The following is a 14,839-nucleotide window of genomic DNA, read 5'->3' as shown; positions in this document are numbered from 1 at the left end:
GTACCGAAAGTTAATTCGGAACCAGCGCGGACGGACCTTTTACGTAGCTAGATTAATCTTCGGTCTTGAACGGGAAGCCAAGCGCCTTGAGCAGCGCGCGGCCTTCGTCGTCGGTCTTGGCAGTGGTCACGACGGTGATGTCCATGCCGCGAACGCGGTCGATGGAATCCTGGTCGATCTCGTGGAACATAACCTGCTCGGTCAGACCGAAGGTGTAGTTGCCGTTGCCGTCGAACTGCTTGCCGCTGAGGCCCCGGAAGTCACGGATACGCGGCAGAGCCAGCGTGACCAGACGGTCCAGGAATTCCCACATGCGGTCCCCACGCAGAGTTGCGTGTGCACCGATCGGCATGCCTTCGCGCAGCTTGAACTGTGCGATCGACTTGCGGGCCTTGGTTACCTGCGGCTTCTGGCCGGTGATCAGGGTCAGATCGCGGACAGCGCCGTCGATCAGCTTGGAGTCCTTGGCGGCATCTCCAACACCCATGTTCACAACGACCTTGACCAGGCGGGGAACCTGGTTGACGTTCTCGTACTTGAATTCCTCAACGAGCGTGCTCTTGATGGAATCCGCGTACTTGGTCTTCAGACGAGGAACGATCTTGCTTGCCGGAGTCTCGAGAGTCTCAGTCATTAGATGTCCTTCCCTGAGCTCTTGGCCACGCGGACACGCACTTCGCGCTTCACGCCATCGCGCTCAACGGTCTCGGTGCGGAAACCGACGCGGGTGGGCTTTTTGGTGGACGGGTCAACCAGAGCCACGTTGGAGATGTGGATCGAAGCCTCGACGACTTCGATGCCACCGGTCTTGGTGCCGCGCTGCGACTGACCGACCTTGGTGTGCTTGGTTACGCGGTTAATACCGTCGACCAACACGCGGTTGGTCTCGGGGAAGACGCGCAGAACCTTGCCCTGCTTGCCCTTGTCGCCGCCGCGCTCAGCCTTGGCGCCAGTGATGACCTGAACCAGGTCGCCCTTTTTGATCTTAGCCATGGACTAAAGCACCTCCGGAGCCAGAGAAACGATCTTCATGAACTTCTTATCGCGAAGTTCACGACCAACCGGTCCGAAGATGCGGGTACCGCGGGGGTCACCGTCAGCCTTCAGGATCACAGCTGCGTTCTCGTCAAACTTGATATAGGAACCATCCGCACGGCGGCGTTCCTTCTTGGTACGGACGATGACAGCCTTGACGACGTCGCCCTTCTTTACGTTGCCGCCCGGAATTGCGTCCTTGACGGTAGCGACGATTACGTCGCCAATGCCTGCGTAGCGACGGCCAGATCCACCGAGAACGCGAATGGTAAGGATTTCCTTAGCACCCGTGTTGTCGGCGACCTTGAGTCGCGACTCCTGCTGAATCACTATTTACTCCTTGCGTCGCGCGGGTTCTCAGACCGAAAATCTTCCTACGGAATGAGCCTTGCGGAACGGTTGATCGGGGTGTCTCTTGACCTGCCTGGATTTTGCCAGACCAGGCCTAAACTCCCGTGCCAAAAACATTTGCTTCCCAGGTGGATCCCGACGGGTCGGGGCACAAGGGGGCACTATGCCGTGGCACGCTTGTTTACGAGGTTTGATGACGGCGCACAGAAGGCGCCATACAAACTCAAAATCTTAGCACGTTTCGCGCCTATCCCCATATCACAGCAAGGCTGCAGGGAGGGAACGAAGAAACCCCCGCTCCCAGAAGGGAACGGGGGTTTCTCTACTGCAACCGCCTGGGCGGTAGTGCAGGTGTTACTTGGCCTTCTCGAGGATCTCCACCAGACGCCACCGCTTGGTAGCGGAGAGCGGGCGGGTCTCGGCGAGGAGAACGAGGTCGCCGATGCCGGCGCTGTTCTCTTCGTCGTGAGCCTTGATCTTCGTGTTGCGGCGAAGGACCTTGCCATAGAGGGCGTGCTTCACACGGTCCTCGACCTGGACAACGATGGTCTTTTCCATCTTGTCCGAGACCACATAGCCGCGCTTCGTCTTACGGTAACCGCGCTCGTCAGCCGTAGCTGCGCCGGAAACAGTTTCCGTCACGTTCTCGTCCTTTTCACTCACTTGGCGTCCTCCTCGGTCTCAGCCTCGGCCGGCTTTTCAGCCTTCTCAGCCTTGGCTGCGGACTTCTTGGACTTCTTTTCTTCCTTGGCTTCCACAACCGGTGCGGCAACCTCGGCACGAATGCCCAGCTCGCGCTCACGGAGAACGGTGTAGATGCGGGCGATGTCCTTCTTTACCGCGCGCAGACGACCGTGGTTCTCCAGCTGACCGGTGGCGGACTGGAAACGCAGGTTGAACAGCTCTTCCTTGGCCTTACGGAGTTCTTCAACGAGTCGCTCGTTGTCGAAACCGTCCAGCTGTGCGGATGCAAGTTCCTTGGATCCTACTGACATTTCTATTCACCACCTTCGCGACGCAGAATGCGTGCCTTCAACGGGAGCTTGTGGATCGCCAAGCGCAGTGCCTCACGGGCAGTTTCTTCATCGACACCGGAGATCTCAAAGAGAACCCGGCCCGGCTTGACGTTTGAGACCCACCATTCCGGAGAACCCTTACCGGAACCCATGCGGGTTTCGGCCGGCTTCTTCGTCAGCGGACGGTCCGGATAGATGTTGATCCAGACCTTGCCGCCACGCTTGATGTGGCGGGTCATCGCAATACGGGCAGACTCGATCTGACGGTTGGTGACGTATGCCGGGCTCAGAGCCTGGATACCCCACTCACCGAAGGAGACCTTGGTGCCGCCCGTAGCAGCGCCGGAACGACCCGGGTGGTGCTGCTTACGGTGCTTGACTCGACGTGGGATAAGCATTTAAGCCTGTCCTCCTTCTACTGCCGGTGCGGCTGCGGTAGCTGCTTCAACAGCCGGAGCTTCGGCAGCAGCGGGTGCAGCCTCGGCCGGGCGGTCGTTGCGACGACGGCGGTCACCACGGTCAGCGCCGCTCGGGCGGCCCGGGCGGTCGCTGGGACCACGGCCGCGGGACGGTGCAGCAGCTGCCTGCTGAGCCAGTTCCTTGGCGGTGACGTCACCCTTGTAGATCCAGACCTTCACGCCGATGCGGCCGAAGGTGGTCTTGGCCTCGTAGAAGCCGTAGTCGATGTTCGCACGGAGGGTGTGCAGGGGCACACGGCCTTCGCGGTAGAACTCCGAGCGGGACATTTCTGCGCCGCCCAGTCGACCCGAGCACGCGATACGGATGCCCTTGGCACCTGCACGCTGTGCGGACTGCATGGCCTTCTTCATCGCACGGCGGAAAGCCACGCGGGAAGTCAGCTGCTCAGCAACGCCCTGGGCAACAAGCTGTGCTTCCATCTCGGGGTTCTTGACCTCGAGGATGTTCAGCTGAACCTGCTTGCCGGTGAGCTTTTCGAGCTCGCCGCGGATGCGGTCTGCTTCTGCGCCGCGGCGGCCGATGACGATGCCCGGACGTGCCGTGTGGATATCCACACGGACACGGTCGCGGGTGCGCTCGATTTCAACCTTGGCGATACCGGCGCGCTCCATGCCCGTGGACATGAGCTGGCGGATACGGATGTCTTCGCGAACGAAGTCCTTGTACCGCTGGCCGGGCTTGGTGCTGTCAGCAAACCAGTGCGATACGTGATCGGTGGTGATGCCGAGTCGGAACCCGTGCGGGTTAACTTTCTGTCCCACTTAGCGAGCCTCCTCTTTCTCCGGGGTAGCGACTACCACGGTGATGTGGCTCGTGCGCTTCTTGATCTGAAATGCACGACCCTGGGCTCGCGGCTGGAACCGCTTCATGGTCGGGCCTTCATCAACAAACGCTTCGCTGATGATGAGGTCACCTTCGTCAAACGCCACGCCGTCGCGGTCCGCGAGGACCCGGGCGTTGGAGATTGCCGACTGAACTACCTTGAATACCGGCTCTGAAGCTGCCTGCGGGGCAAACTTCAGAATTGCCAGAGCCTCATTCGCTTGCTTACCACGAACAAGGTTGACGACGCGCCGGGCCTTCATAGGCGTTACGCGGATGTGACGCGCAATTGCCTTGGCTTCCATTGCTTTCCTTCTCTCGTCTTTGACGTAAGTGCAGGCGCCTAGCGGCGCTTGCCCTTACGGTCGTCCTTGACATGGCCGCGGAATGTCCGCGTGGGAGCGAATTCGCCGAGCTTGTGCCCGACCATCGACTCAGTGACAAACACGGGGATGTGCTTGCGTCCGTCGTGTACGGCGATCGTGTGGCCGAGCATGTCGGGGACGATCATCGAACGGCGGGACCAGGTCTTGATGACGTTCTTGGTGCCCTTTTCGTTTTCCCTGGCTACCTTTACAAAGAGGTGCTGGTCAACGAAAGGACCTTTTTTCAGGCTGCGTGGCATGTGTCCAGGCTCCTATCGCTTGTTCTTGCCAGTACGACGGCGACGAACAATAAGCTTGTCGCTCTCTTTGTTGGGACGGCGGGTGCGGCCTTCGCGCTTACCGTTCGGGTTGACGGGGTGACGTCCACCGGACGTCTTACCCTCGCCACCACCGTGGGGGTGGTCGACCGGGTTCATGGCGACACCACGGACGGTCGGGCGAACGCCCTTCCAGCGCATACGGCCGGCCTTACCCCAGTTGATGTTCGACTGCTCGGCGTTACCGACCTCGCCGACGGTTGCGCGGCAGCGCACGTCAACGTTGCGGATTTCACCGGAAGGCAGACGCAGCTGGGCGAAACGGCCTTCCTTAGCAACGAGCTGGATCGATGCGCCGGCGGAGCGGCCCATCTTGGCGCCGCCACCCGGACGCAGTTCAACTGCGTGGATTACGGTACCGACCGGGATGTTGCGCAGCGGAAGGTTGTTGCCGGGCTTGATATCAGCGTCGGCACCTGCCTCTACCGTGTCACCCTGGGCCAGCTTGTTCGGGGCGATGATGTAACGCTTGGTGCCATCAACGTAGTGGAGGAGCGCGATGCGAGCCGTGCGGTTCGGATCGTACTCGATTTCGGCAACGCGGGCGTTGACGCCGTCTTTGTCGTGGCGACGGAAGTCGATCAGACGGTACTGGCGCTTGTGGCCACCACCCTTGTGACGGGTCGTGATCTTACCGGTGTTGTTACGGCCACCCTTTTTCGGGAGGGGACGAACCAACGACTTTTCCGGCGTCGACCGCGTGATTTCAGTGAAGTCCGCTACGCTCGAGCCGCGACGGCCCGGGGTAGTCGGCTTATATTTACGGATTCCCATAATTTAATTTCCTCGTTAAAGTGGTCTCCGCTACGAGAGCGGACCGCCGAAGATGTCGATCGTGCCTTCTTTGAGGCTCACAATTGCACGCTTGGTGTTCTTGCGGGTACCCCATCCGAATTTGGTCCGCTTGCGCTTACCGGCACGGTTGATGGTGTTGATCGAGTCGACCTTGACGGAGAAGATTTTCTCCACGGCCAGCTTGATCTCGGTCTTGTTCGAGCGGGGGTCCACCAGGAAGGTGTACTTGCCCTCATCGATCAGGCCGTAGCTCTTTTCCGAAACGACGGGTGCAAGCACGACGTCGCGCGGGTCTTTGATGGTGGCTGCACTCACTTGGCATCCTCCTCGTTCTTTGCCACTGCCCGGGAAGCAACGAATGCTTCGTAGGCAGCCTTGGTGAAGACAACGTCATCGGAAACGAGAACGTCGTAGGTGTTCAGCTGGTCTGCGTACAGAACGTGAACATCCGTGAGGTTGCGCACGGAGAGTGCAGCAACATCGTTGGCGCGCTCGATGACGACGAGCAGGTTCTTGCGCTCGGAGACACCCCGCAGTGTTGCCAGTGCGGCGCTGGAGGACGGCTTGGTGCCGGGTACCAGTTCAGCGACAACGTGGATGCGGCCGTTACGGGCGCGGTCAGAGAGAGCGCCGCGCAGTGCAGCAGCAATCATCTTCTTGGGGGTGCGCTGGCTGTAGTCACGCGGCGTGGGGCCGTGGACAACGCCACCACCGGTCATGTGAGGAGCACGGATTGAACCCTGACGGGCGCGGCCGGTGCCCTTCTGCTTGAACGGCTTGCGACCTGCACCGGAAACCTCGGCGCGGGTCTTGGTCTTGTGGGTACCCTGGCGAGCAGCAGCGAGCTGGGCGACGACGACCTGGTGCAGCAGCGGCACGTTGGTCTGTACGTCGAAGATCTCTGCAGGCAGGTCAACCTTGACAGTGCTAGTCATTGAACTAGGCTCCCTTCACGGCGGTGCGTACGAGTACGACCTGGCCGCGGGCGCCGGGGACGGCGCCCTTGATCAGGAGCAGCGACTTCTCGACGTCAACCGCGTGGACCGTGAGGTTCAGCGTGGTGTGACGAACGGCGCCCATGCGGCCGGCCATTTTCATGCCCTTGAAGACGCGGCTCGGGGTGGATGCGCCACCGATTGAACCGGGCTTACGGTGGTTCTTGTGGGCACCGTGGGAAGCTCCAACGCCGTGGAAGCCGTGACGCTTCATAACACCGGCGAAGCCCTTACCCTTGGTGGTGCCAACGACGTCGATCTTCTGGCCGGCTTCGAAGAGCTCAACGGAGAGCTCCTGGCCCAGCTCGTAAGAGTCAGCATCTGCAGTGCGCAGTTCTACGACGTGGCGGCGAGGCGTGACGCCTGCCTTTTCAAAGTGACCAGCCAGCGGCTTGGTGACCTTGCGGGGATCGATCTGGCCGTAGCCGATCTGAACGGCGACATAGCCATCAGTGTCTGCATTGCGCAGCTGCGTGATGACGTTTGAGTCAGCCTGGACCACAGTGACGGGGATGAGCTTGTTGTTCTCGTCCCAGACCTGGGTCATGCCGAGCTTCGTGCCCAGCAGGCCCTTTACGTTACGGGTTGCGGTCATAGTCTCTCAGCACCTCCCTACAGCTTGATTTCGATGTTCACGTCGGCCGGCAGGTCGAGACGCATGAGCGAATCAACAGCCTTGGGCGTGGGATCGATGATGTCGATAAGACGCTTGTGCGTGCGCATTTCAAAGTGCTCGCGGCTGTCTTTGTACTTGTGCGGAGAGCGGATGACGCAGTAGATATTCTTCTCCGTCGGCAGCGGCACAGGGCCAACTACCGTGGCGCCTGCGCGCGTGACCGTCTCAACGATCTTCCGTGCTGAAGAGTCAATGACCTCGTGGTCGTATGACTTCAGCCGGATGCGGATTTTTTGTCCCGCCATGTCGCCTGACTCTCTTTCAGTTAGTACTACCCTGTTTACTTGCGTGTTGCATGTGGCTGCCGAGGCAATTGAAGTCGTAACTACCACCCGCCGCACAAGCTGAATCCGGAAGAATCCGGGTTCCTCAACCTGCCGGCGTAACCGACCCCCGCGGTCGGGCGTGTCGCGCTTTTCACGCGTACTCGTCCGCAGTTCCTTGGGGCGTGGGTTATGTTTGGTCTCCTACCTGGACCCTGACACCCGGCATTATCCGGATCGGGACGCGAAGGAGCGCTTGAACAACTCATCTAGTATGCCGGAATTACCGGGGAGAAGCGAATCGACCGCGGGCCGGGGTGGGCCGGTCACCGGCCGGATCACGGGGCGCGGGCATGGGCGACGGCGGGAACGGACTCCTGCTCATTGCCTTCGGCAGGCACCGTGGGGATGATGGGGGCATGACTGTGCAGGATTCCGTGGCAGTTCAGGCCCTCGCCGCGCGCTTGGGCCCGGATTTCCAGCTGGGGGTCGCCTCGGCTGCTTTCCAGATCGAGGGCTCCCTCGCGGCCGGCGGCCGCGGGCCATCCGGCTGGGACGCCTTTGTCCAGAAACCCGGGAGTATCCAGGACGGCCACTCCCCCGCCGTCGCCTGCGACCACTACAACCGGTCTCCGGAAGATGTCGAACTGATGCGCGCGCTCGGCATCGACTCCTACCGCTTCTCCATCTCCTGGCCGCGCATTCAGCCTGACGGCACAGGACCGTTCAACACCGAGGGGCTCGACTTCTACGACCGGCTGATCGACCAGCTTCTCGAGGCCGGCATCTCACCGATGGCAACCCTGTACCACTGGGACACCCCGCTGCCGCTGGAACACCGCGGCGGCTGGTTGAACCGTGCGACCGCGGAACGGTTCGCCGAGTACAGTGCGGCCGCCGGCCACCGCTTCGGCGACCGCGTCGCGCAGTGGGTGACGCTAAACGAACCTGTGTCCGTCACGCTCAACGGCTATGCCCTGGGGGTCCACGCCCCCGGCCATGACCTGCTCTTCGACGCGCTGCCCGCCGTCCACCACCAGCTGCTGGGCCATGGCCTCGCCGTGCAGGCGCTGCGTGCGGAGGGAGTCACCGGCGCCGTGGGCGTCACCAACCTGCATTCCCCGGTCCGGCCTGCGACACGCTCGGTGACGGACCGGATACTGGCCGAGATGTTCGATCTCGTGCTGAACCGGGTCTACGCGGATCCGATCCTCCTGGGCCGGTACCCGAAAGTGCCGCTGATCGCCAAGCCCTGGTTCCGCTCGCTGGGGAAGATCTCCGATGCCGACCTGCGCACCATCCACCAGCCCCTCGATTTCTACGGCCTTAACTACTACTACCCCGTAAAGGTTGCGACCGGACGCGGCCAGGGCGAAAGCCCCGTCGGCAACGTGGATGCCATGCTGAAGATGCCGTTCCACCTGGCGGCGTTCCCGGAATACGCGACCACCGGCTTCGGCTGGCCGGTGGCACCGGACCACCTGGGTCCGCTGCTACGGGAGCTGAAGGACAGGTACGCCGGGGCGCTGCCCCCGCTGTACATCACCGAAAGCGGCGCCAGTTTCCCCGAGCCCGACCATGTGTCCGGCCCCATCGCGGATGCGGACCGGATCAGCTACATCGCATCCCACCTGGGTCATGCCCTGGACGCTACGGCGCCCGGCGGCATCGCGGAGGACGTTGAGTTGCTGGGCTATTACGTGTGGACCCTGATGGATAACTTTGAATGGGCGGCCGGCTACTCGCAGCGCTTCGGGCTGGTCCACGTGGATTTCGACACCCAGGAGCGCACGCCCAAGGATTCGTACTACTGGTACCAGGCACTCAGCCGGGCACGCAGGGCCTGACCCGGCAGGGGCCACCCCGCCGGATGTGCCCGGCTATTTCTGCCGGTTGGCCCGGTTGATCCGCTTGGCCCGCTCAATCTCGTGGCGGAAGTGCTTCTTGGCCCAAAAGACACCGGCGACGACGGCGACTACCACCAACAGGAAAATAAACCAGCCCATTGTGAGCTCCCTTCGTTGGCAGCAACGATATCAGCGCCGGGTCGTCGCCAGCCATTGCCCGCCGGCTGGGCGCTGATCGTGCGCACTGTGGCCGGCAGTCCCGGCATGCTCACGTCCCCGGCACGCGGACGAACAGCGCTGCTGCGGATTCGTCCGTTTCCAGTTTCCAGTGGGGGTCTGCTCGCAGGCTCCGTGCCAGGCCGCTTGAGGGTGGAAGTGATGAGGACCAGCACGGCCAGATAATCCACCAGGTGGGGGCGCGCTGAAAACCAGATGATCAGCACAAGGGACGCGGGGAACAGCAACCAGCCTGCCACGGCCGCTGAAGCCCCGAGATTCCTGGCCAGAAGCAGGACGAGGCCGAAAATGGCCAGCACAATCACGGCGCAAATGAGTGCCACACCGGGCAGGCCGCCTGAGTTGTACACCCCCGCAAGGAGGACATTGAACCCCCACGAGTTCAAGGACCAAGGTTCGCCGGCAGCCGTCCAGGAAAAGGGATCAACTGTAGGGATCTTCCCCGCCTCGAGGGTTAGGATGCCGGTGCGTATTTGCCAGAACGTGTCTGATTCACTGAAGTTCTCTGCACGGGCCAACGCAATTGGCAGGAAGGCCAGCCAGGCGAGGAGCCAATATTTCGTGGGCGCCAGGCGCCCGACGGCAGGGCCCGCCGGCCGGTCCCTCACTGCTTCGGCACTTCGTCCTTCGACCATAGGGTGCACGATACCCGAGCCTCTCGCCGCACTCCCGCAGGTCACGGCCTGACAACTTGCCATTCAGGTCCTGGGTCACCGCGCCAGGCCCCGTCAACCACGCTCCGCCGGCTCAGGTTGCGACGCCGGCTCGGCTGCGGCAGGCCTGGTGCGGGTCAGCCGCCAGACCGCGATCGCGATCAGGGCCGCGGCAATGAGGGCCAGCAGCGCGAACGTGTACTGGCGCATCGCCCACAGGATGCACCCGGCTACCCCCGCCGCACCCCACCAGACAAACAGCCGTTCGCCAGCCACCAGCCCCGCCATCAGCAGGACGGCCATCAGCGCCAGGACCCAGAGCTGCTGGCCCGGATCACCGCCCAAGATGATCCCCAGCCCGGACAGGGTCAACAGCCCGGCACCGCCGGACCACAGCAGCCGGACCGCCCTGCGGTTCCCGGACGCCAGGCGCAGGGCGCCCAGCACCGCGGCAAGAACCACGTACCACTGCAGCGTCCAGAACCAATTGGGCCAGTCGGAGCCGGCTTCGAGTCCGGTGAAGAGCACCGCGCGCTGCACGGCCGCCGTCGTGGCGAAAAGCCCCAGTTCCGCGCCCAGCCTGCGGGCTCTCACCGGCACTTCGGCGCAGCACACTGCGGCGGTGCACACCACGAGCGCGGCACCGGCCCAGGACGTCGCGTCCCAGCACAGTCCGGCCGCCGCCGCGAGTGCAACACCCACGACCCCGGCAGCTGCCAGCGACCAGCGCCGGACCGGATCGGCGGCCAGCGGGACACGGCCCAGCCACCGGAGGGCATACAGCGCCGCCGCAGCCGGGGCGCAGCCGGCCAGCCACGGCAGGTAGCTGCCCCAGGCGCCCGGCACGTCTTCCAGCAATTCGGCGGCTCCCAGCGTGGCACCGGCCAGCACCGCCGCAACAGCCGGCACGTAGAACACCGGCCACCGCTCGAGGTACGAGGCCGAAAAGAATACCACCGCAAGAACCAGGACCGACGCCGCGGTCAACCCGTCGGCTGCCGGCGGTGCCAGCAGCAGGGCGGACACAACAAAAGCCCCGGAGGCGGCCAGCCAGAGCCACCGTTCGACGTCGGCCCTTGCGTTCCGCCGGAACAGCAGACCTGCGCCGGTGGCGGCCAGCGACAGCCCAAGCAAGACCAGCACGACCCCGTCCCGGCTGAGCAGGGGCCGGTCCAGGAAGCCGCCGGAGGCCGGGCCGCCGTCGAACTGTGCCAGCGGACCCATCGCCACCGTGCCGAACACGGCGGCATAGACCGTCAGGTAGGCCGCCCCCCGTCCCGCGAAGACCCGGCTGGCCACCGCCGCTGAGACCAGCAGCAGCGCCACGTGCAGCAGGACGACCCAGCGGCCGCCGTCGTCCGGGTCGGCCACAAGGTAGCCCAGGGGAAGCACGGTCTGGGCCGCGAGCGTAATCCAGACCGCTGCCTGCTGGAACGGGACTTCCACCAGGCGGTGCCGAATGAGCCAGCGGATCACGTGCTGGGCCGCGAGAACGAGCCCGAAGGTCACCGAGACGGCGGTGACGGAGACCGTCGTGTCGTAGCTGAGCACGAGGGCCAAGCCCAGGGTGAGTACCCGGGCCGAAGCGAAGTAGCCTCCCTTGGCGGTGCGCGAGGAGGCCGCCACCACCATCACGGCGCTGAAGACGGCGAAGATGCCCAGCACCAACTCGACGTCGAGCGCCGAGCCCGCCCGGGCCAGCAGCAGCACCAGCAACGCCGCCGGGGCAACCGCCGTCGACGGCCGGCGGGCGCGCAGGACGAATCCCGCAGCCGCTGCGCTGAACGCAATCATGGCCACGGCAGCAGTCAGCTGCCAACTCCCGGATCCTTCGTCGTTCAGGGTTGAGGTCCTGAGCACGGCCAGGGCGCCGGCCTGCAGCACGAGCACGCCGGCGACGTCCGCGAGCACCCCGCGCGGAGCCCGGACCCTGGCCTCTGCACGAAGTGGGAAGGCCAGCTGCAGTGCCAACGCCAGCACGGCAAACGACGCAACGGAGAGTTCCTCGCCGCCAAGCAGCAGCGGGCCGGTGTCCCGACGGAGCTGCTCGACACCCGTCAGCACCAGGACGGTACCGGTCCCCCGGGCCATCCACCAGTAGCTCCAACGCTGTTGCAGCACGGCGCGTCGCAGCGCGGCCAACACCAGATACAACACCGCCAGGGCCAGGCTGATATTGCCCGCCCGGAGCGAGACCGCGGCGAATGCCAGGCCGGCCAGCGCAGCCGCCATGCCCAGCGGCAACAGCTCATGGACGCCGGGCCGCCACGAAGAACTGTTCGAGGCCGCCCCCGACAGGGCCCAGCCGATGGCCAGGGTGACGATCAGCTGCAGCACGATGGCGGTGCCGGTGAGCAGCCTCCCCGCCGTGTCGTCCGCGAGGGCCACGCCGGCGAGGGTGGGGAGTGCTGCGAGGGTGAAGGCCGCCAGGCTGGCGTCGGGTGCCAGCGAGGGAACGCCCACCCCCACGAGAAATGCCGTGGCGAGTTGCTGGGCCACGAGGGCAAGAAGGAAAGCGGAGAGCACGGCGAGTAAGTCAGGGGTGTCCAACGCCGCAGCCGCGACAGCGGCGGGAACGGCCAGCGTCGCTGCGACTCGGGCAGCGAGCACGAAGTGCCGGCGCAGCACCTCGCCCGCGGGCAGCGCCCGCACGGCCCAGAACAGCGCCGCCAGCAGCAGGAGACCGGCCTGGGTCCATCGGCCGGTGCTGTCAATAGCGGCAGCGGACAGGACAAGAGCAGCCAGCGGCGCCCATTCCGCCAATCCACCCAGTTCCACTGCGAGGGCCATGCCGGTGAGCAACGCCAGCAGGAGCGGCACCCAGCCCGGAACGTCAACCGGAGGGTCGATGGCTGCATCGAGGAGCGTCGAAGCACTCCACACCAGCGTCAGGAGCAGTTGCAGCCCGAAGGCGGTGAGGGCGTCCACACGCCTGCGGCTGGTGGATCCCAGCAACGTGGCAGGAAGGACCTTCATCCCGGAGCCCACGAGCACGGACTGGAGGGCTGCCAGCACGACAGCGGCCAGCACTGTCCAGGGCAGGCTGTCGCTCGCGTCCCAGGCCGCTGCCGTGGCAGCGACGGTGAGGCTCACCCGCGCGCCGTAGTACTGCGCGACCCGGAATCGGCCCTGCGGAACGGCTGCCACCAGCGCAAAGTAGGCGCCGCACAGGAACATGATCAGCGCGTACTCGCCCTTGCCAAGCAACAGGGGCACGAAGGTCACGGCCGCTGCCACGGACGGGACCACGAAGGGGTGCAGGTCCATGAGCGGCCTGAGGAAGACGCCCGGCATCCAGCGCGGACGGATCAGTGCCAGCAGCGTCAACACGATGGCGATGGCGATCAGCGCCACGAAGTACCAGACCAAGGCTCCGCCGAGAACCGAAATCCCGGACCACGCTGTCGACACTACGAACGTCAGCGACAAGTAGGCGAGGACCCTGCTGTCCATCCGGACCGCGGCGGCAACGTAGGCCACAGTGCCGATGGCGGAGGTAACCAGCCAGGCAGTGGGGCCATCGTGCAGGGTGAAGTTGTACAGCGCCAGGCCGGCCACCGGGATGAGGGCCAGGCCGGTGCCTGCGAAGGCGATGGCGGCAGGCCGGAGCCTTGGGGCCTTGGCGTGCAGGAACAACCCGCCGGCATAGAACAGTGCCGTGATGGCGGCGACTCCGGCGAAGCGGAGGACTTCCGGCAGGGAGGTGCCGACGAACAGGGCACCGGCGGCGACCAGCAGGAGGCTGGCGACGTAAAGGGTGATGTTGATGTTCTGCCGGTCCCGTTTCTCCTTGCGGGCGGACTGTTCCGCGGCGGATTCCTGGCGAACGGCCGGGCGCGCGGCCGGTGGCGGACCGGACCACTGGACCGGGAGGGGCGGGAGCTGTTCCTTCGGAGCGCTCCAGAACTCCGGGTGCCCCATGGGTTGGGGTGGCGGGAACGGCTGGGTCCCGGCCGGCGGGACGGGTTGAGCCGCCGGTTGAGGCGCTGTCGGGGCAGCCGGGATGGTCGCCACCAGCTGCCCATGGGCGGACTGGCTGTCCCTCCAGCCTTGAAGGTGCCCCGCCCGGAAGCCGGCCGCGAAGGCGCCGCTGCCGGCCTCAATGCCGCGCCGGCGTTCCTGCGCCCTCCCCCAGCGGCTGCCCAGCACAACGGCACCGGCCAACAGAAGGACTACCAGCAGGGTCTGGACAGCACTCGGCATTAAGGTCCTTTCATGACTCCGGCTGCCCGAATCCGCCCAGCCCCCAGTAAATCCAATGACTAGATTAAATGTATCACCGCCAGGTGGTCAGCGCAGGCCCTCCCATAGGGCCCGCTCCCACTTCCGGGGATCTTCAACGACCCGGGAGGTGGTGTCGAACCGCATCGTGGCCCTCCGCCCGGGCTCGTATGTCGGCCAGCAGGGGTCCCCGGTGGTTGCGAAGGCCACCCAGGCGGCGTGCATGGTGCGCGCGAGTTCCTGCGGCGGGTCGTTGCCCAGCAGCGGACCGAAGAGTGGCGCGTCGGGGCTCGCTGTCGAAGACAAAGGGCACCTCAACGGCGTGCACGGCACCCATACCCGGTGAGGCCCACGCGAACTCGTACATGTAGGTGCCCGCCGCAGCGCCGGCGGCTGTGTGTGCTTCGGCCAGGCGGATCGCGGGGACCCGCATCCACCAGTCAGTCTGGACCGACGCGAGCAGCTCCCCGGGGGTCGCCGTCGGGTAGTGCTCCCGGTAGGCCGAAAGCGCGCGTTCGGCCGCCAGGCCATAGGCTGCCAGCGCCTGGTACCCGTAGGCACGGACCGGCCCGGTGAGGATCTCGTCGGTGATCCGGGCGATCGCTCCGCTGGCAACCAGCCACAGGCGCCAGTCCTCAATATTCGTGCCGGCGATGACGTCCACCTGTCCCCCGGCGCCGCCCGCAATCCGCTCGATCGGCGGTCCCGGGATAGTGTCGCCGTCGATGACGGGCTGCCACGGCAT

The 14,839-nt window shown here is 64.7% G+C and carries 19 protein-coding genes; 1 reads left to right on the top strand and 18 read right to left on the bottom strand.

Annotated elements, in window-relative coordinates:
* Positions 1 to 52 precede the first annotated feature (52 nt).
* The 14 genes from rplE to rpsJ form a co-directional block, all read right to left on the bottom strand.
* Positions 53 to 634, bottom strand: coding sequence for a 50S ribosomal protein L5 (gene rplE, locus ACZY0Y_RS00685; RefSeq protein WP_024366124.1), 582 nt, complete (start codon positions 632 to 634; stop codon positions 53 to 55).
* A complete protein-coding gene (rplX, locus tag ACZY0Y_RS00680) occupies positions 634 to 993 on the bottom strand; it encodes a 50S ribosomal protein L24 (RefSeq protein ID WP_463956436.1) in 360 nt (119 codons plus the stop codon). The genes rplE and rplX overlap by 1 nt, the downstream gene beginning before the upstream one ends.
* A gap of 3 nt (positions 994 to 996) precedes the next feature.
* A complete protein-coding gene (gene rplN, locus ACZY0Y_RS00675; protein WP_024366126.1) occupies positions 997 to 1,365 on the bottom strand; it encodes a 50S ribosomal protein L14 in 369 nt (122 codons plus the stop codon).
* Positions 1,366 to 1,740: 375 nt separating this feature from the next.
* The gene (gene rpsQ / locus ACZY0Y_RS00670) at positions 1,741 to 2,049 is read right to left on the bottom strand and encodes a 30S ribosomal protein S17 (RefSeq protein ID WP_035739337.1); all 309 of its coding nucleotides are present in this window, start codon (positions 2,047 to 2,049) and stop codon (positions 1,741 to 1,743) included.
* Positions 2,046 to 2,381, bottom strand: coding sequence for a 50S ribosomal protein L29 (gene rpmC, locus ACZY0Y_RS00665; RefSeq protein WP_024366128.1), 336 nt, complete (start codon positions 2,379 to 2,381; stop codon positions 2,046 to 2,048). Before rpmC ends, rpsQ begins: the two co-directional genes overlap by 4 nt.
* 2 nt (positions 2,382 to 2,383) lie before the next feature.
* Positions 2,384 to 2,800, bottom strand: coding sequence for a 50S ribosomal protein L16 (gene rplP, locus ACZY0Y_RS00660; protein WP_024366129.1), 417 nt, complete (start codon positions 2,798 to 2,800; stop codon positions 2,384 to 2,386).
* On the bottom strand, positions 2,801 to 3,643 hold the full coding sequence (gene rpsC / locus ACZY0Y_RS00655; RefSeq protein WP_024366130.1) for a 30S ribosomal protein S3: 843 nt from the start codon (positions 3,641 to 3,643) through the stop codon (positions 2,801 to 2,803).
* Positions 3,644 to 4,009: a 50S ribosomal protein L22 gene (rplV, locus tag ACZY0Y_RS00650; protein WP_003803798.1), complete on the bottom strand. Its 366-nt coding sequence runs from the start codon at positions 4,007 to 4,009 to the stop codon at positions 3,644 to 3,646.
* A gap of 38 nt (positions 4,010 to 4,047) precedes the next feature.
* Positions 4,048 to 4,329, bottom strand: a complete 282-nt coding sequence (gene rpsS / locus ACZY0Y_RS00645; protein ID WP_018773666.1) for a 30S ribosomal protein S19 — start codon at positions 4,327 to 4,329, stop codon at positions 4,048 to 4,050.
* Positions 4,330 to 4,341: 12 nt separating this feature from the next.
* On the bottom strand, positions 4,342 to 5,181 hold the full coding sequence (rplB, locus tag ACZY0Y_RS00640; RefSeq protein ID WP_024366131.1) for a 50S ribosomal protein L2: 840 nt from the start codon (positions 5,179 to 5,181) through the stop codon (positions 4,342 to 4,344).
* 30 nt (positions 5,182 to 5,211) lie between these two features.
* A complete protein-coding gene (gene rplW / locus ACZY0Y_RS00635; protein ID WP_024366132.1) occupies positions 5,212 to 5,517 on the bottom strand; it encodes a 50S ribosomal protein L23 in 306 nt (101 codons plus the stop codon).
* Positions 5,514 to 6,137, bottom strand: coding sequence for a 50S ribosomal protein L4 (rplD, locus tag ACZY0Y_RS00630; RefSeq protein ID WP_160664302.1), 624 nt, complete (start codon positions 6,135 to 6,137; stop codon positions 5,514 to 5,516). The genes rplW and rplD overlap by 4 nt, the downstream gene beginning before the upstream one ends.
* A 4-nt stretch (positions 6,138 to 6,141) precedes the next feature.
* Entirely contained in the window at positions 6,142 to 6,792 is a 651-nt protein-coding gene (gene rplC / locus ACZY0Y_RS00625; RefSeq protein ID WP_024366134.1) for a 50S ribosomal protein L3, read from the bottom strand.
* A 17-nt stretch (positions 6,793 to 6,809) separates the two neighbouring features.
* Entirely contained in the window at positions 6,810 to 7,118 is a 309-nt protein-coding gene (rpsJ, locus tag ACZY0Y_RS00620; protein WP_024366135.1) for a 30S ribosomal protein S10, read from the bottom strand.
* Positions 7,119 to 7,555: 437 nt separating this feature from the next.
* Between rpsJ and ACZY0Y_RS00615 the strand changes: the two genes are divergently transcribed.
* On the top strand, positions 7,556 to 8,983 hold the full coding sequence (locus tag ACZY0Y_RS00615; protein ID WP_160664300.1) for a GH1 family beta-glucosidase: 1,428 nt from the start codon (positions 7,556 to 7,558) through the stop codon (positions 8,981 to 8,983).
* A 33-nt stretch (positions 8,984 to 9,016) separates the two neighbouring features.
* Here the strand turns inward: ACZY0Y_RS00615 and ACZY0Y_RS00610 are convergent, their stop codons facing one another.
* From ACZY0Y_RS00610 to ACZY0Y_RS00595, 4 genes are all read right to left on the bottom strand, one after another.
* Positions 9,017 to 9,142, bottom strand: a complete 126-nt coding sequence (locus tag ACZY0Y_RS00610) for a hypothetical protein (protein WP_272927702.1) — start codon at positions 9,140 to 9,142, stop codon at positions 9,017 to 9,019.
* Positions 9,112 to 9,855, bottom strand: a complete 744-nt coding sequence (locus ACZY0Y_RS00605) for a hypothetical protein (protein WP_463956435.1) — start codon at positions 9,853 to 9,855, stop codon at positions 9,112 to 9,114. The genes ACZY0Y_RS00610 and ACZY0Y_RS00605 overlap by 31 nt, the downstream gene beginning before the upstream one ends.
* 93 nt (positions 9,856 to 9,948) lie before the next feature.
* Positions 9,949 to 14,076, bottom strand: coding sequence for a hypothetical protein (locus tag ACZY0Y_RS00600; RefSeq protein ID WP_463956433.1), 4,128 nt, complete (start codon positions 14,074 to 14,076; stop codon positions 9,949 to 9,951).
* 133 nt (positions 14,077 to 14,209) lie between these two features.
* The gene (locus ACZY0Y_RS00595) at positions 14,210 to 14,839 is read right to left on the bottom strand and encodes a carboxylesterase family protein (RefSeq protein WP_463956432.1); all 630 of its coding nucleotides are present in this window, start codon (positions 14,837 to 14,839) and stop codon (positions 14,210 to 14,212) included.

The organism is Pseudarthrobacter kochi (genome assembly GCF_055412805.1).
This window is presented reverse-complemented; position numbering and strand designations above follow the sequence as displayed.